This window comes from Streptomyces sp. NPDC005435 (genome assembly GCF_040703155.1).
Classification (GTDB): domain Bacteria; phylum Actinomycetota; class Actinomycetes; order Streptomycetales; family Streptomycetaceae; genus Streptomyces.
The window spans coordinates 114,359-128,946 of the sequence record NZ_JBEXEQ010000007.1; the positions used below are offsets into that span (position 1 = coordinate 114,359).

The following is a 14,588-nucleotide window of genomic DNA, read 5'->3' on the forward strand; positions in this document are numbered from 1 at the left end:
TCGAGGACGACGCCGAGACCCGACGGCAGGAGCGGGCAGCCGCCGGCCAGCCGCTGGAGCCACGGGTGGGCCCGGTGCCGAAGGGGCCGCCGGTCTCGAAGCCGTACACGCATCCGGCGGCGGGCTGGGGCGCGGCCAAGGCCGTGACCGAGGTGCTGGTCGACGAGCGCGAGGTCGTGCTCGGCTCGCTGGAGATGCTGAAGATGAACCAGGAGGACAGCGGCGGCTTCGACTGTCCGGGCTGCGCGTGGCCCGACACCAAGGGTCTGGCGCTGGACCTGTGCGAGAACGGCATCAAGCACACCACGTGGGAGATGACGCGCAAGCGTGTCACCCGCGAGTTCTTCGCGAGCCACTCCGTCACCTCGCTGTTCGACTGGAACGACCACGACCTGGAGGCGGAGGGCCGGCTGACCGAGCCGATGGTCTACGACCCGGAGAGCGACCATTACGTGCCGATCGGCTGGGCGGACGCCTTCAAGCTGTTCGGCGACAGCGTCCGGGCCCTGGAGAGCCCGGACCAGGCCGCGTACTACACCTCGGGACGGCTGGGCAACGAGGCGTCCTTCCTCTACCAGCTCATGGCCCGCGAGCTGGGCACCAACAACCAGCCGGACTGCGCCAACATGTGCACGGAGGCCGGCAGCCGCGCGATGCTCGCCTCGCTCGGCACCGGCAAGGGCACGGTCGACCTCCAGGACTGGGAGGCCGCGGACGCCGTCTTCGTGGTCGGCATCAACGCCGCCTCCAACGCCCCGCGGATGCTCACCCCGCTGGCGCAGCTCTACCGCAGGGGCAAGAAGGTCGTCCACATCAACCCGCAGGTGGAGGCGGGTGCCACCCGTACGATCATCCCGCACGAGATCCTGGCGATGGCGACCTTCCACGCCACCCCCACCAGCAACCTGAACATCCAGCCGCGCTCGGCCGGTGACATGGCGCTGATGCGCGGCATCGCCAAGGCCACCCTGGAGCTGGCGGAGAGCGACGAGCACGCGATCGACCGGCAGTTCCTGGAGCGCCACACCGAGGGGTTCGAGGAGTACCGCAGGGCGGTCGAGGCGACCTCCTGGGACGAGATCGTGCACCAGTCGGGCGTGGCGAAGACGGAGATCCTCAAGGCCGCCGCGATCTACCGCGAGGCCGACCGGTCGATCATCACCTGGGGCCTCGGCGTCAACCAGCACGAGCACGCCGTCGACACCATCCGCGAGATCGTCAACGTGCTGCTGCTGCGCGGCAACATCGGCCGCGAGGGCGCCGGCGCCGCGCCCAACCGGGGCCACAGCAACGTGCAGGGCAACCGCACCTGCGGCATCACCAACACCCCCACCCCTGAGTTCCTCGACAAGCTCGCCGAGGTCTGCGGGATCGACCCGCCGCGCGCGGAGGGGCTCGACGTCGTCGGCACCATCGAGGCGATGGACCGGGGCGACATCAAGGTCTTCGTCGGCATGGCGGGCAACTTCGCGCTGGCCTCGCCCGACACCCGGTTCACCTACGCGAGCCTGCGGAAGGTGGACCTGACCGTCTACGTCAGCACGAAGCTCAACCGCAGCCATCTCGTGCACGGCAAGCGGGCGCTGATCCTGCCGTGCCTGGGCCGCACCGAGAAGGACATGCAGCGGGGCACACTGCAGCGGATCTCCGTCGAGGACGGCGACTCGATGGTCCACCTCTCGCAGGGCAACCAGCATCCGGCCTCCCCCGAGCTGCTCTCCGAACCCGCGATCATCGCCGGTCTCGCCCGGGCGGCGCTGCCGGACTCGAAGACGCCGTGGGAGTGGTACGTCGAGGACTACGACCGCATCCGCGACACCATGGCGGACGTCCTGTACGGCTTCGAGGACTTCAACCGGCGGGTCCGGCTGCCGATGGGCTTCCGGATCAAGCAGCCCGCCCGTGAGCTGGTCTTCCTCACCCCGTCCGGGCGCGCCGAGTTCTCGCACGCCCCGCTGCCCGACGTGGTGCCCCGTGTCGGACGGCTCGTGCTGGGCGCGATGCGCTCCCACGACCAGTGGAACACCACGATCTACACCGACAACGACCGCTACCGGGGCATCCGCAACCTCCGCACGCTCGTCTTCATGAACGGCGACGACATGCGCGAGCGCGGTCTGGAGGAGTTCCAGCCGACCCTGATCACGGCCCACGCCAAGGACGGCACCGAACGCACGCTGCGAGGGTTCCTCGCGGTCGAGCACGACATCCCGCGCGGTGTCGCCGCCGGGTACATGCCGGAGCTGAACCGGCTGATCTCGATCAGCGACTACAGCGCGCAGAGCGATCAGCCGCTGATGAAGCAGTTGGATGTCACGATCGAGGCGGCCGGCTGATTGTTGTGTGGGCGGCCCACGTGTGGGCCACGCAGGTGTGGGCCGCCCATATGTGGGCCCCGCATGTGTGGGCGTCGCCCGTGTGGATCGCTCACGTGTGGGCCTCGCACATGTCGGACTCACACATGTGGGCCGCCCACGTGTGCGGTGCCCATACGTCGGCCCCTCACATAAGCGCCTCGAAGTCCACCTCCTCCGGCACCATCCGCTGCTCCGACCAGATCGTCTTGCCGTTGCGCCCGTAGCGGCTGCCCCAGCGGGCGGAGAGCTGGGCGACGAGGAAGAGGCCGCGGCCGCCCTCGTCGCTGAGGCCCGCCCGGCGCAAGCGGGGCTGGGTGTTGCTGGGGTCGGTGACCTCGCAGACGAGGACGTCGTCCCGGATGAGGCGGAGCCCGACCGGGGCTCCGGCGTAGCGGACGGCGTTGGTGACCAGCTCGCTGACGATCAGCTCGGTGGTGAAGACGAGGTCGTCCAGGCCCCACTCGGTCAGCTGCCGTCTGGCGGCCTGGCGGGCGTCGCCCACCACGGACTCGTCCGCGCCGAATTCCCAGCTGGCGACGGAGTCCTCGGGGATGGCGCGGGCGCGGGCCAGGAGCAGGGCGACGTCGTCGCGCGGCGGGGTCTGGCGGAGGTCGGCCTGGAGCAGCCGGCTGGCGTCCACGAGGCTCTGGCCGGGACGGCACGAGGTGGCGAGCCGGTGGGTGAGCCAGCGCAGGCCCGCGTCGAGGTCGCCGCCGTACCGTTCCAGGAGGCCGTCGGTGTAGAGGGCGAGGACGCTGCCGGGTTCCACGTCGGCGGTGACCGTCTCGAAGGGCATCCCGCCGACCCCGAGCGGCGGCCCGGGCGAGAAGCGGAGCATCCGGGTCGTGCCGTCGGGCCGTACCTCGACGGGCGGCGGATGCCCGGCCCCGGCGATGACGCAGCGGCGGGCGACCGGGTCGTAGACGGCGTACAGGCAGGTGGCGCCGGCCGGTTTGCCCCACTCGGTGTCCTGGCCGAGCCGCCGTACGAGGTCGTCGAGGTGGGTGAGGAGTTCGGAGGGGTCGAGTTCGAGGTCGGCGAGGGTGCGTACGGCGGTGCGCAGGCCGCTCATGGCGGCGCTGGCGTCCAGGCCGTGCCCGACCACGTCCCCGGCGACCAGGGCGACGCGGAAGGAGGGCAGCGGGATGACGTCGTACCAGTCGCCGCTGATGTCGGCGCCGCCGCCCGCGGGCAGATAGATGCCCGCGGTCTCGGCGGCCGGGCCCTCGGTGGTGGCCGGGGGCAGCAGGCGCCGCTGGAGGGTCAGGGCGGTGCGGCGTTCGCGGGTGTAGCGGCGGGCGTTGTCGACGCTGAGGGCGGCGCGGGAGGCGATCTCGCCGAGCAGTTCGGCGTCCTCGGGCTCGAAGGGGTCGCGTTCCCCGGTGCGCCAGACCGTGACGGAGCCGAGGACCAGTCCGCGGGCGAACAGCGGCGCCCACAGGCCGGAGCGGCCGCCCTCGGGGACGAACCGGTGCACCAGGGCGGGGTCGCCGAGGACGTCGGTCACCGTCTCGGGGTCCAGGACGACGGGTCTGCCGCGCTGGATGTCGCCCAGTTCGGGGGTGTAGGGCAGCCGGGGGATCGCCTCGCCGGGCTGGAAGAGGGCGGCGGTGCCCTCTTCGGGGGTCACGGTGACCCGGCACAGATGGAGGTCTCCCCCGCCGGCGGCGGGCTTGGCCGGCTCGTCGGTGTTGAGCACGGCCTCGGCGAGGTCGGCCCAGCCGACGTCCCCGAGGTCGGGGACCAGCACGTCCATCAGGTCCCGTACGGTGCGGGTGACGTCGAGGGAGGCGCCGATGCGGTCGGCGGCCGTGTGCAGCACGTCCAGCCGTCTGCGCGCCCGCTGCTGCTCGGGGGTGTCGGCGAACATCGTGACGACGCCGAGGGGGGTGCCGTCGTCGTCCTCCACCCGGAAGGCGCACAGCGACAGGACGAGGGTGCGGTCCGGGTCGTCCGGCGCGCGCATGTGCAGGGTCTTGCCGACCAGCGGCTCGCCGGTCTCCAGCACCTGCCGCAGCTCCGTCTCGGCGTCCTTGGCGTCCTTCAGGGCGGGTACGTCGGTGAGCCGGCTGCCGCGCGGGAGGGCGGAGCCGCCGAACATGCCGGCGGTGATGTTGGTCCACACCACGGTGAGGTCGGTGTCGTGCATCCCGATGCCGAGCCGGTCCTGGGACAGCAGGGCGCGCAGCACGTTGGCGTCCGCCTCCCAGTGGCTCACGCGCCGGGCGGGGGCGAGCAGTATCAGGGACTCGGCGCCGGGTTCGGTCCGCAGGACGCGGAAGCTGACGGCGACCGCCTCGCCCCGGCGGTGGCGCAGCAGGGCCTTTCCGTCCGCCGGGACGGCCCCGTCGTCGTCGATGCCCGGACAGTCGCGGGCCAGCAGTTCGCGCAGCGGACGTCCGCAGACCTCCTCGGCGGTCCGTCCCAGCAGTTCGGCGGCCGCCGGCGACCAGCGCACCACGGTGCCCCGGTCGTCCAGCACGGCCGTCGCCACTCCGGCGAACGAGAACACATGCCTCTCGGCACCGGCGCTGAACCCGCCCATCCTGCTCCTCCGGCTCGGCGCCCCCGCCTCTCCCACGGTACGGCCAACGGGGTGGGCGCGCTTTCCGCGACGGGCTGCCCGGAGCCTCGGTGCGGTGCGGGCCACCGCGCGTACGGGGGCGGCCCCGGCGGCCTCCGCCTGGGCCACGCCTTGTGGGTCCCGCAGCGCGTACGGGGGCGCTCGGGCCGTCAGACGGCTCGGCACCAGGCGGTGCGCGGACGCCACCGCCCGCCGGGACTCGTCCGTGGGGTCGGCCACGTCGAAGCCGTGGTGGCCCGAGGGGATGTCGACCGTCTCGACGAGCGCGTCCGCCGTCCGTGCCGCGGCCAGGAACTCCGTCACGGTGGCCGCGATCGTGTCGTGCTCCAGGCCCACGCGGGTGAGGACGACCGGCAGCTTCCCGGCCGAGCGGACGGACGCGACGGGACGGAAGCGGGCGTCGACCACGTTCCAGCCGGGCAGCGGCGCGAGCACCGGGTAACTCGCGGCGACACAGCGCAGCCAGCGCGGCGGGTCGGCGGGGCGGCGGGGCGGCGGGGCGGCGGGGCGGCGGGGCGGCGGGGCGGCGAGCCAGTCGCTCAGGAGCAGGCCGCCGCCCGAGAAGAACCACAGGGCGATCCGGTCGGCGTCCACCCGGGGGTGCGCCCGGACCAGCTCGACGGCGGCGCCGAGGTCGGCGGCGGCCCGCGCGTGGTCGGTGAGCGCGTGCAGACCGTGGTCCACGGTCACACCGGCCACACCCTGGCTCGCCGCGTACCGGGCGTGGCCGGTGTACAGCGGCCAGTCGCGTGGGGTGGGCCGCTGGGCGGCGGGGACGGGGCCGCCGTGCACGAACACGACGGCGGGCCGGGGTGCGTCCGCGTCCGTCTCGCGCGGGGAGCCGGCCGGGCTGTCCGACGGCGCGTCGGGCAGACGGAGGTCCACCCGGCCCGTCCGCTCGCGCGGCCGCTCGGGTACGTCCAGCACGAACGGGCATAGATACAGGTGCTGTTCGCCGGGGTCCACGGTGATCCGGTGCCCCTCGCCGGCGGCTGCCCGCAGCAGTACGTCGGCCAGTTGACCCGGGGCGGAGAGCATCGGCCAGTGTCCGGTGGGGAGTTCGAAGAAGGTGACCCGGGGGCCGAACAGCCCGTATCCAGGGCCTCACGTCCCTTTTCTCCCCCGTGTGGCCCGGCAGACTGAAGAAAGGGACGATGGCGTCGGCGGCTGTCGACACGCGCGGTGGCCCTGTGCGCCACCGTGGAGGAGGAGGCGAGGGCGATGTCCGTTCACGCGATGCCCCATCGGGCAGGCGCGAGACCCGATGGCACGGGCGCGATGCGTTACGACGCAGGCGCGGTACTCCACGGCACACGCGCGATGCCCCACGACACGCGCGCGATGCGCCACGACGCAGGCGCGCCGCCCCCCGCCGCAGCACGGAAGCCGGCCGTGCGGACCGCCCCCGGAGCCGGTCGTGTCGCGGCGTGGTGAGCCGCGGCCGGTCGTGGTCGGGATCGACCCCGGTCCCGGTCACCGTAGGGCGCTGGCGTGGGCGGCGGACGAGGCGGCCCGGCGGCATGTGCCGTTGCGGCCGGTCCTGGCCGAGGGTGTGCCGACCAGGGGGGACCGGGAGCGGAAGGTCCCGCCGTCCTGGGAGGGGTGGAACGACCCGCTGCACGAGGAGGGTGAGCGGGTGCTGGAGGAGGCCGCCGGGTTCGCCACGGCCCACCATCCCCGCCTGGAGGTGGACGCGCTGCTCGCGGAGGGCGAGCCCGTGTGGGTGCTCGGCGAGCAGAGCCACGACGCCACGGCCGTCGTCCTGGGCTCCCGGCATCTGAGCAGGGCCCAGGAGGTGTTCGGCAACGAGGCGGTCGCCGTACCGCTCATGGCCCAGGCGCACTGCCCCGTGGTGGTCGTGCCCGAGCCGGAGCACGTCACACAGCTCCCGGCGTACCTCGTCGTGGGGATCGACGGCAGCGAGCAGTCCGCCGCCGCGGTCGACGTGGCGTTCGAGGAGGCGGCCCTGCGCGGCGCCGAGCTGCACGTCCTGTTCGTGTGGCAGCCCACCACGCTCCGCGTCTTCGACGAGCACGGGTCGCGGCAGGAGTGCCGCCGTCTGCTCTCCGAGATCGTGGCCGGGCGCGGCGCCCAGTACCCCGATGTGGTGCTGCGCCACGAACTGGTCGTAGGGGAACCCGTCAAGGTGCTCACGGAGGCCGCCGCGCACGCGCTGGCCCTGGTCGTGGGCACCCGGGGGCACGGCAGCGTCGCGGGCGCGCTGCTGGGATCGGTCAGCCAGGGCGTACTGCGTCACGCGCGCTGCCCGGTCATCGCCGTACCGGCCGCGGCGGCCTGAAGCACGCACCGGGCGCCGGCGCGCACAGCGGACCGTACGCCGGCGCCCGTGGAAGGGAAGGTCACCGTGTCCGAGGAAACCGTCGACGAGCGGACCGTCACCGCACTCGTGGCGGACGCCACGGCGGCCCCGTCGCTGCACAACGCGCAGCCCTGGCGGTTCCGCCATCTGCGCGGACCCGGCGTGCTGCGCCTGTACGCCGACCCCGAACGCGTCCTGCCGCACGGCGATCCGGACAACCGGGGACTGCACGTGGGCTGCGGCGCCGCCCTGTTCAACCTCCGCGTCGCCGCCGCCGCTGCCGGGCTGGCCCCGGAGGTCCGGCTGCTCCCGGACCCGTCCGACCCGGACCTGCTCGCCGAGGTGCGCCTGCGCGGCACCGGACCCCCCGACCCGGCGCTGGCCGCGCTGCACCCCGAGATCCGCCGCCGGCACTCCAGCCGGCTGCCCTACCGCGACCAGGAGATCCCGGCCGCCATACGGGAGGGCCTGTACGAGGCGGCCCGCGCGGAGGAGGCGCAGCTGCTGTTCCCCGGCATCTGGCATGTGCGCTCGGTGCTGGATCTCGTACGGGACGCGGAGGAACGGGAGTTGATGGACGCCGGCGCGCGCGAGGAGATGGCCCGGTGGGCGCACACGGACCCGGGGGACGCGCCCGACGGCATCCCCGCCGAGGCCTTCGGCCCGCGCCCGCGCCGCGCCACGTCCTCGATCCGCGACTTCGCCGTGGGCCGCCCGATGCCGGACCGCCCCTGGGCGTCGTTCGAGGAGCGCCCGAACATCGCGCTGCTCGGCACGGCCCACGACGGCCCCGCCGACTGGCTCCGCGCCGGACAGGCCCTGGAACGGGTCCTGCTGCGCGTCACCGCCGACGGCCTGGTCGCCTCGGTCACCTCCCAGCCCCTGGAGTGGCCGGAACTGCGCTGGGCGACCCGCGACCCGCTCTCCGCCATGCCCCAGGTGCAGATGGTGCTCCGCATCGGCTACGGGCCGCAGGGCGCCGCGAGCCCCCGGCGTCCGGTGGAGGACGTGCTCGACATCGTGTGAGGCTACGGCCGCTCCGGTACGACCACGACCGGGCACGCGGCGTGGTGCAGCAGGGCGTGCCCGACCCGGCCGAGCTGGAGCCCGAACCGCTCCGTACGGTGCCGCGCCCCGACGATCACCAGGTCGGCGGCGGCCGACCGGTCCACCAGCACCTTCGCGGCGGGCCCCTCGACCACGGCCGGGTACGTGCGCACGCGCGGGAACCCGGCGGACGGCGCCTCCACGGAGGCGGCGAGCAGCGCGGCGGCCCGCTCCTCGTACCCGGCGCCCGACCTGTCGTGGACGGGCCGCCGCCAGGCTCGTACGACGTCCAGGCCGCAGCCGCGCGTCTGCGCCTCCCGGTACGCGAACTCCAGGGCCCGCGTGCCGGTGTCGGCCCCGCCGAGGCCGAGGAGGATCCGTTCGTGTTCGCCCGCGAGGCCCGCGCGGTCGCCCCGGACCACGATCACCGGGCAGGACGCCCGGCCCGCCACCGCGAGGCCGACGGAGCCGAGGAGCATGGCCGTGAGCGGGCCCCGGCCGCGCGCCCCCGTCACCACCGCGAAGGCGTCGTCGCCCGCCCGCACCAGCGCGTCCGCGCCCTCCTGCGGCACGATCTCGGTGGTGACCTTCACGTCGGGGTCGCGGCGCCGGGCGCGCTCGGCGGCGGAGGCGACGATGTGCTCGGCCGGCGCCTGTTCGGAGGGGCTGTCCCCGCCCGGTGCGGGCAGTCCGCCCTCGTAGCGTTCCCAGAGAGAGCCGTAGAGGAGTTTCAGCGGGAGACCGTGGCGCGCGGCCTCGTCCACGGCCCAGTCGACGGCGGCCAGGGACGAGTCCGAGCCGTCGACTCCCACCACGAGGGGGAGGGTCATGCCGGCCACCGCCTTTCGTGTGGGCGTGCTTTCGTGTGGGGTGTGTGGGGTGTACGGGCCGTGCGGGGGCGCGGCTGGGGGTGCGGCCCCTTCAGTACGCCTCAGGAGAGCGCCGCGCGCCTCCCGCGCCGCCGGTGAGCCGGGAGTCGACCGCCACGACGCCGTCGACCCCGCGGCAGAGCTGTTCCACGACAGGGATCAGGCCGGCGTCCTCGACGGTGCCGAGGAGGACGACGCGCCCCTCGTGCACCTCGGCCGTCACGTCCCTCGGGTCGAAGCCGAGGGTGCGTCCCAGCACATCGGCGGTGATCTCCTCGCGGATGGCGTCGTCGCGGCGCAGGAAGACCCGCAGCAGGTCGGCGCGGCTGACGATGCCCACGAGCCGGCCGGCCTCGTCCACCACGGGCAGCCGTTTGACGTTCCGCGCCTCCATGAGCCGGGCGGCCTCGACCACGTTCCACTCGGGGCGCGCGCACACGGCGGGGGCCGACATCAGCTCCTCCGCGAGGGCGCCCTCGGCCTTGGCCCGCTCCCACGCCTCCAGGTGCGGCGGGGGCATGTGGCCGGACGGGTCGGCCCGGTCCGCGCTCTTGCGCAGCAGGTCGGCCTCGGACACCACGCCCACGGGCCGGTCCAGCTCGTCGACCACGGGCAGGGCGGTGACGTCGTTCTCCGTCAGGAGCCGCACGAGTTCCTTGAACGGCGTGTCGCGGCGGGCCCGGACGACGTCCCGGCTCATGAGCTCCTCGACCGTTCGGTGGTGCATGGTGCCTCCCGGATGCGTTCCGCCGGCCTCGCGGAAGCGGGTCTGCCGCCCGTGCGGCGGTGTGGCCCGCGTGGCAGGTTGGATACAGGCACCATTCTGAGGAGAGGGCGGCGATCAGGCGAACCCACGCCTCGGGGACCGGACGCCAGGGAAGGTGCCCGCCGGATGTCGGAATGGACATGGGAGTGGACGGGGTACGACCCCGCCGCCGAGCAGCTGCGCGAGTCCCTGTGCACGCTGGGGAACGGGTACTTCGCCACACGTGGCGCGCTGCCCGAGTGCCGGGCCGATGGTGTGCACTACCCGGGCACCTATGTGGCCGGCTGCTACAACCGCCTGGAATCGACTGTGGCGGGGCGCCATGTGGTCAACGAGGACATGGTCAATCTGCCGAACTGGCTGCTCCTGAGATTCCGGCTGCGCCGGGCGGGTGAGACGTGGGGGCCGTGGTTCGCCCCTGGTCCCCACACGGTGGCGGACCACAGGCATGTCCTGGACCTGCGCCGTGCCACGCTCACCAGGACGTTCACCCACCACATGGGGGCGGCCCACATGGGTGCCGACCACACAGGTGCGGCGCACACGGCCCCACTCCACATGGGTGTGGCCCACACAGGTGCGGCCCACATGGGTGCGGCGCACATGGCTGCGGCCCCCATGCTGAAAGTCGAGCAGACCCGTCTCGTCCACATGGACGACCCCCATACAGCCGCCCTGCAGACGGTATTCACCTCCGAAGGCTGGTCCGGCGAGATCGAGATCGAGAGCTGCCTCGACGGCGAGGTGGTCAACGGCAATGTGCACCGCTACGGCACCCTCGACCGCCACCATGTGGCCCACGTACACACCGGCGCCCGGGAACCGGACACGGTCTGGCTCCACTGCCGTACGAGCGCGTCCGGCGTCGCCGTCGCCCTGGCCGCCCGTACCACCGTCGACGCGGCCCGCGCCCCGGTGTCGTCGGAGCTGCGTCCGGGCCGCCGCCGTGCCGTGCACCGCCTGGTCGTCCCGGTCACGGCCGGACGGCCCGTCACCGTGGACAAGACGGTCGCGCTCCACACCTCCCGGGACGCCGCGATCAGCGATCCGCTGGGCGCGGCGCTGGACCGGGCGACCACGGCCGCGCCCTTCCCCGCGCTCCTGGAGTCGCACACGGCCGCGTGGGAACGGCTCTGGCGGCGCGCGGACATCCAGGTCCCGGGCGAGGCGGGCCGCATCCTGCGCCTGCACCTCTTCCATGTGCTCCAGACGCTGTCGCCGCACACCGCCGACCTGGACGTGGGCGTACCCGCCCGGGGGCTGCACGGCGAGGCGTACCGCGGCCACGTCTTCTGGGACGAACTCTTCGTGCTGCCCTATCTGACCCTGCACTTCCCCGACGTCTCCCGGGCTCTCCTCGACTACCGCCACCGGCGCCTCCCCCGCGCCTGCCGCGAGGCCGCCGACGCAGGGCACGCGGGGGCGATGTACCCCTGGCAGAGCGGCAGCGACGGCCGCGAGGAGACCCAGCGGTGGCACCTCAACCCCCGCTCCGGGCGCTGGCTCCCGGACCACTCCCGCCTCCAGCACCACGTGGGCTCGGCCATCGCCTACAACGTGGTCGACTACTGCGAGGCCACCGGCGACACGGAGTACCTGCACACCAAGGGCGCGGAGATGCTGCTCCAGATCGCCCGCTTCTGGGCGGACCGCGCGGAGTACGACGCGGACGTGGGGGCGTACCGTCTGCGCGGGGTCGTGGGCCCCGACGAGTACCACGACGCCTATCCGGACGCGGAGCGGCCGGGGCTGGACGACAACACGTACACCAACGTGACCGCCGCCTGGGTCCTCGCCCGCACCCTCCACGTCCTGCGCCATCTGCCCGCCTGGCGCCGCGGCGAACTCTTCGAACGGGTCCGCCTGGACGCCGCCGAGCCGCCCCGGTGGGACGAGATCTCCCGCCGGCTGCACATACCGTTCCACGCGGGCGTGATCAGCCAGTTCGCGGGCTACGACGGCCTCGCCGAGCTGGACTGGGACGGTTACCGCGAGCGCTACGGCTCCATCCGCCGGCTCGACCGCATCCTGGAGGCCGAGGGCGACACGGTCAACCGCTACAAGGCGTCCAAACAGGCCGACGTCCTCATGCTCGGCCACCTCTTCTCCCCCGCCGAACTGCGCGCCCTCTTCCGGCGCCTCGGCCATGACCTGGACGACGGCCTCTGGCACCGCACCGTCGACTACTACCTGGCCCGCACCAGCCACGGTTCCACCCTCAGCGAGCTCGTCCACGGCCTGGTCCTGGCCCGCGCCCGCCGCGCCGACGCCTGGCGGTACGTCCGCGACGCGCTGGAGGCGGACATCGCCGACATCCAGGGCGGTACGACCGGTGAGGGCATCCACCTCGGCGCCATGGCCGGCACCCTGGCCCTCGTCCAGCGCGGCCTGACCGGCCTCGAAACCCGCGAGGACGCCCTCCGGCTCGACCCCGTCCCGCTCCCCGCCCTCTCCGCCTACAGCTTCTCCCTGCACTACCGCGGCCACTGGGGCATCACCCTCCACCGCAGCCCCGGCCGGCTGGAGATAGCCGTACCGAGGTCGGACCAGTCACCGATCCGCGTGGTGCTCGCGGATCAAGAGGTGACGATCACTCCCGGGGACACGTGCGTGCTGGAGGTGGCGGAGGACTGACGGGGAGCGGCCGTTCAGCTCCGGCCGGCGGACGCGCCGGTCCCGTCCGGCGCCTCGGGCACCTCGGTGGTGGGCCGGACGATGACCACCGGGCACGGGGCGTGCTGGACGCAGTGCTGGCTGACCGAGCCGAGGAGGGCGCCGGCGAAGCCGCCGTGGCCGCGGTTGCCGACGACCAGGAGGGAGGCGCCATCGGCGGCGGCGAGCAAGACCCCGGCCGGGGGGCCGTAGGCGACCTTGGTGTGGATCTCCACCCGGGGCTCCGGCCCGGCCGCCTCCTCCAGTGCCTCGGCGACGATCCGGGCCGCCACCCGTTCGAAGTCGGCCTCCGCGCCGGTGGGCGGCATCCAGCCGAGCGAGCCGTACATCTGCGGGAACTCCCAGGCGGTCACCGCCTCCAGCGTGCCGCCCGTCGCCTCCGCCTGCCGCAGGGCCCAGCGCAGCGCCCGCGTGGACGACTCCGAGCCGTCCACGCCCACGACGATCCGGGGTCTGTGATCGGGATGAACGGCCACGGTGTCCTCCGAGTCCTCCGGCACTCCACTGCGCGGCGGGGCGTGCGGCCGCGCCGTCGTCCAGACCATGGTGACGCGCGGCCGCGGTTCGCGCCCGGCGACTCGGGGGTGTGCGGCGAGAACATGTGGGGTGACCACATGTGTAGTCACCCCATGTGGGGCGGCCCTATGTGGAACAGCCCCATGTGGAGCGACCCCGTGTGGAACAGCCCCATGTGGAGCGACCCCACGTGCCCCCACCGGACTTTTCCGGCACCCGCCGGGAATCACCGCGCGCGGACACCCGATCAAGCGCCCGGGTTGTACGCACATCGTGCGGTTGACCCACGACTTGGGCGTGCGGTTCCATCCCCCAGGAGTCCTCGGTGAGGGGCCGGGGGCACAGGGGGTTTCGGGGGGAAGCATGTCCAGTGCTGTGCGTGTGTCCTTGGTGGCCGTGCTGGTGCTCGCGGGGGCGGGTACCGCGGTGGCGGCCCCCGCCCACTCGGCCGACTCTGCCGGGACGAGAGTCGAGCGGATCAGCACGGGGTCGGACGGAAGCCAGCTGCCGAAGGCGTCGGCGAGCGGGGTCGTCAGCGCCGACGGACGGTACGCGGCGTTCCTGAGCAACGACCCCGCGGGCGGTATCGACAAGCTGCTGTACCTGAAGAACCTGCGCACCGGCAGGCTCACCAAGGTGCCGGAGAACCTGGTGTACACCATGGTCACCGGGCTCAGCGCGGACGGCCGCCGCCTCGCGTACTCCGACAGCAACCGCTATCCCAAGCCGTACGTGTACGACCGGGTGACCGGCGAGACCCAGCTGCTGTGGCCCGCCGACGCCGGCTCGTACGAGCTGGGTGAGACGGCGGCGATCAGCGGTGACGGCCGCAGTGTCGCGTACACGCTCGGCGACCGGAGCGGCCTGGAGTACGCGAACGTGCTGTACGTCCGCGACCTGGCCAGCGGCGCGGACGATCAGATCATCAAGCTGGACCGTTCCTCCATGATCAACCGCGCCTCGCTCGACGCGAAGGGCCGCACCCTCGCGTACAGTCTCACCTCGGGTGCCGAAGACGGTGAGATCTATGTGAAGGACCGCCACACCGGCACGACCCGACGTGTCGACACCGGCACCCAGGCCTATCTGGTCCAGCTCTCCGCCGACGGCCACAGGGTGTTGTTCAACGTCCATCTCGGGGACGGGGTGTGGGTCGCCTACCTGCGTGACCTCCGCACCGGCGAGGTCCGCCGGATCGCCGACGGCCCCGCCGCCTCGGGAGACGCCTCGCTGCGGCACGTCCTGCTCACCGACGACGGCTCCCTGGTCCTGCGCGACCTGCGCACCGGCCGGCAGCGCACCGTCGCCCCGGCCGGGTCCGCCACCGCGCTGCCCGGCTCGGTGACGGGGAACGGGGGCGCGGCCGTCTTCACCTCCACCGCGGGCGACCTGGTGCCGGGCGACACCAACGAGGTCTCGGACGTGTTCGTCGCCCACTCCCACCGCTAGGCGTCGC

The 14,588-nt window shown here is 73.5% G+C and carries 9 protein-coding genes; 5 read left to right on the forward strand and 4 right to left on the reverse strand.

The annotated features are described in order from the left end of the window. The first annotated feature begins 53 nt into the window (after nt 1–53). The gene (locus AB0898_RS11005) at nt 54–2,336 is read left to right on the forward strand and encodes an FdhF/YdeP family oxidoreductase (RefSeq protein ID WP_366802712.1); all 2,283 of its coding nucleotides are present in this window, start codon (nt 54–56) and stop codon (nt 2,334–2,336) included. 166 nt (nt 2,337–2,502) lie between these two features. On the opposite strand, the gene AB0898_RS11010 is transcribed toward AB0898_RS11005, so the two are convergent. Next, nucleotides 2,503–4,902, reverse strand: a complete 2,400-nt coding sequence (locus tag AB0898_RS11010) for a SpoIIE family protein phosphatase (protein ID WP_366802713.1) — start codon at nt 4,900–4,902, stop codon at nt 2,503–2,505. Nucleotides 4,903–6,358: 1,456 nt separating this feature from the next. Between AB0898_RS11010 and AB0898_RS11015 the strand changes: the two genes are divergently transcribed. After that, nucleotides 6,359–7,240, forward strand: a complete 882-nt coding sequence (locus tag AB0898_RS11015; RefSeq protein WP_366802573.1) for a universal stress protein — start codon at nt 6,359–6,361, stop codon at nt 7,238–7,240. A gap of 66 nt (nt 7,241–7,306) precedes the next feature. Then, nucleotides 7,307–8,287, forward strand: coding sequence for an Acg family FMN-binding oxidoreductase (locus AB0898_RS11020; protein WP_366802574.1), 981 nt, complete (start codon nt 7,307–7,309; stop codon nt 8,285–8,287). Between the two features lie 2 nt (nt 8,288–8,289). Here the strand turns inward: AB0898_RS11020 and AB0898_RS11025 are convergent, their stop codons facing one another. Together AB0898_RS11025 and AB0898_RS11030 are read right to left on the reverse strand one after the other, a co-directional pair. Then, on the reverse strand, nt 8,290–9,138 hold the full coding sequence (locus tag AB0898_RS11025) for a universal stress protein (protein ID WP_366802575.1): 849 nt from the start codon (nt 9,136–9,138) through the stop codon (nt 8,290–8,292). Between the two features lie 91 nt (nt 9,139–9,229). Continuing rightward, the gene (locus tag AB0898_RS11030) at nt 9,230–9,904 is read right to left on the reverse strand and encodes a CBS domain-containing protein (RefSeq protein WP_366802576.1); all 675 of its coding nucleotides are present in this window, start codon (nt 9,902–9,904) and stop codon (nt 9,230–9,232) included. Between the two features lie 165 nt (nt 9,905–10,069). Between AB0898_RS11030 and AB0898_RS11035 the strand changes: the two genes are divergently transcribed. Next, nucleotides 10,070–12,577: a glycosyl hydrolase family 65 protein gene (locus tag AB0898_RS11035; protein ID WP_366802577.1), complete on the forward strand. Its 2,508-nt coding sequence runs from the start codon at nt 10,070–10,072 to the stop codon at nt 12,575–12,577. Nucleotides 12,578–12,591: 14 nt separating this feature from the next. On the opposite strand, the gene AB0898_RS11040 is transcribed toward AB0898_RS11035, so the two are convergent. Then, nucleotides 12,592–13,092: a universal stress protein gene (locus AB0898_RS11040; protein ID WP_407078327.1), complete on the reverse strand. Its 501-nt coding sequence runs from the start codon at nt 13,090–13,092 to the stop codon at nt 12,592–12,594. 403 nt (nt 13,093–13,495) lie between these two features. On the opposite strand from AB0898_RS11040, the gene AB0898_RS11045 reads away from it, so the two are divergent. Beyond that, nucleotides 13,496–14,581 carry a hypothetical protein gene (locus AB0898_RS11045; protein WP_366802579.1) on the forward strand — a complete coding sequence of 362 codons (1,086 nt, stop codon included), beginning with the start codon at nt 13,496–13,498 and terminating at the stop codon, nt 14,579–14,581. The last annotated feature ends 7 nt before the right edge of the window (nt 14,582–14,588 follow it).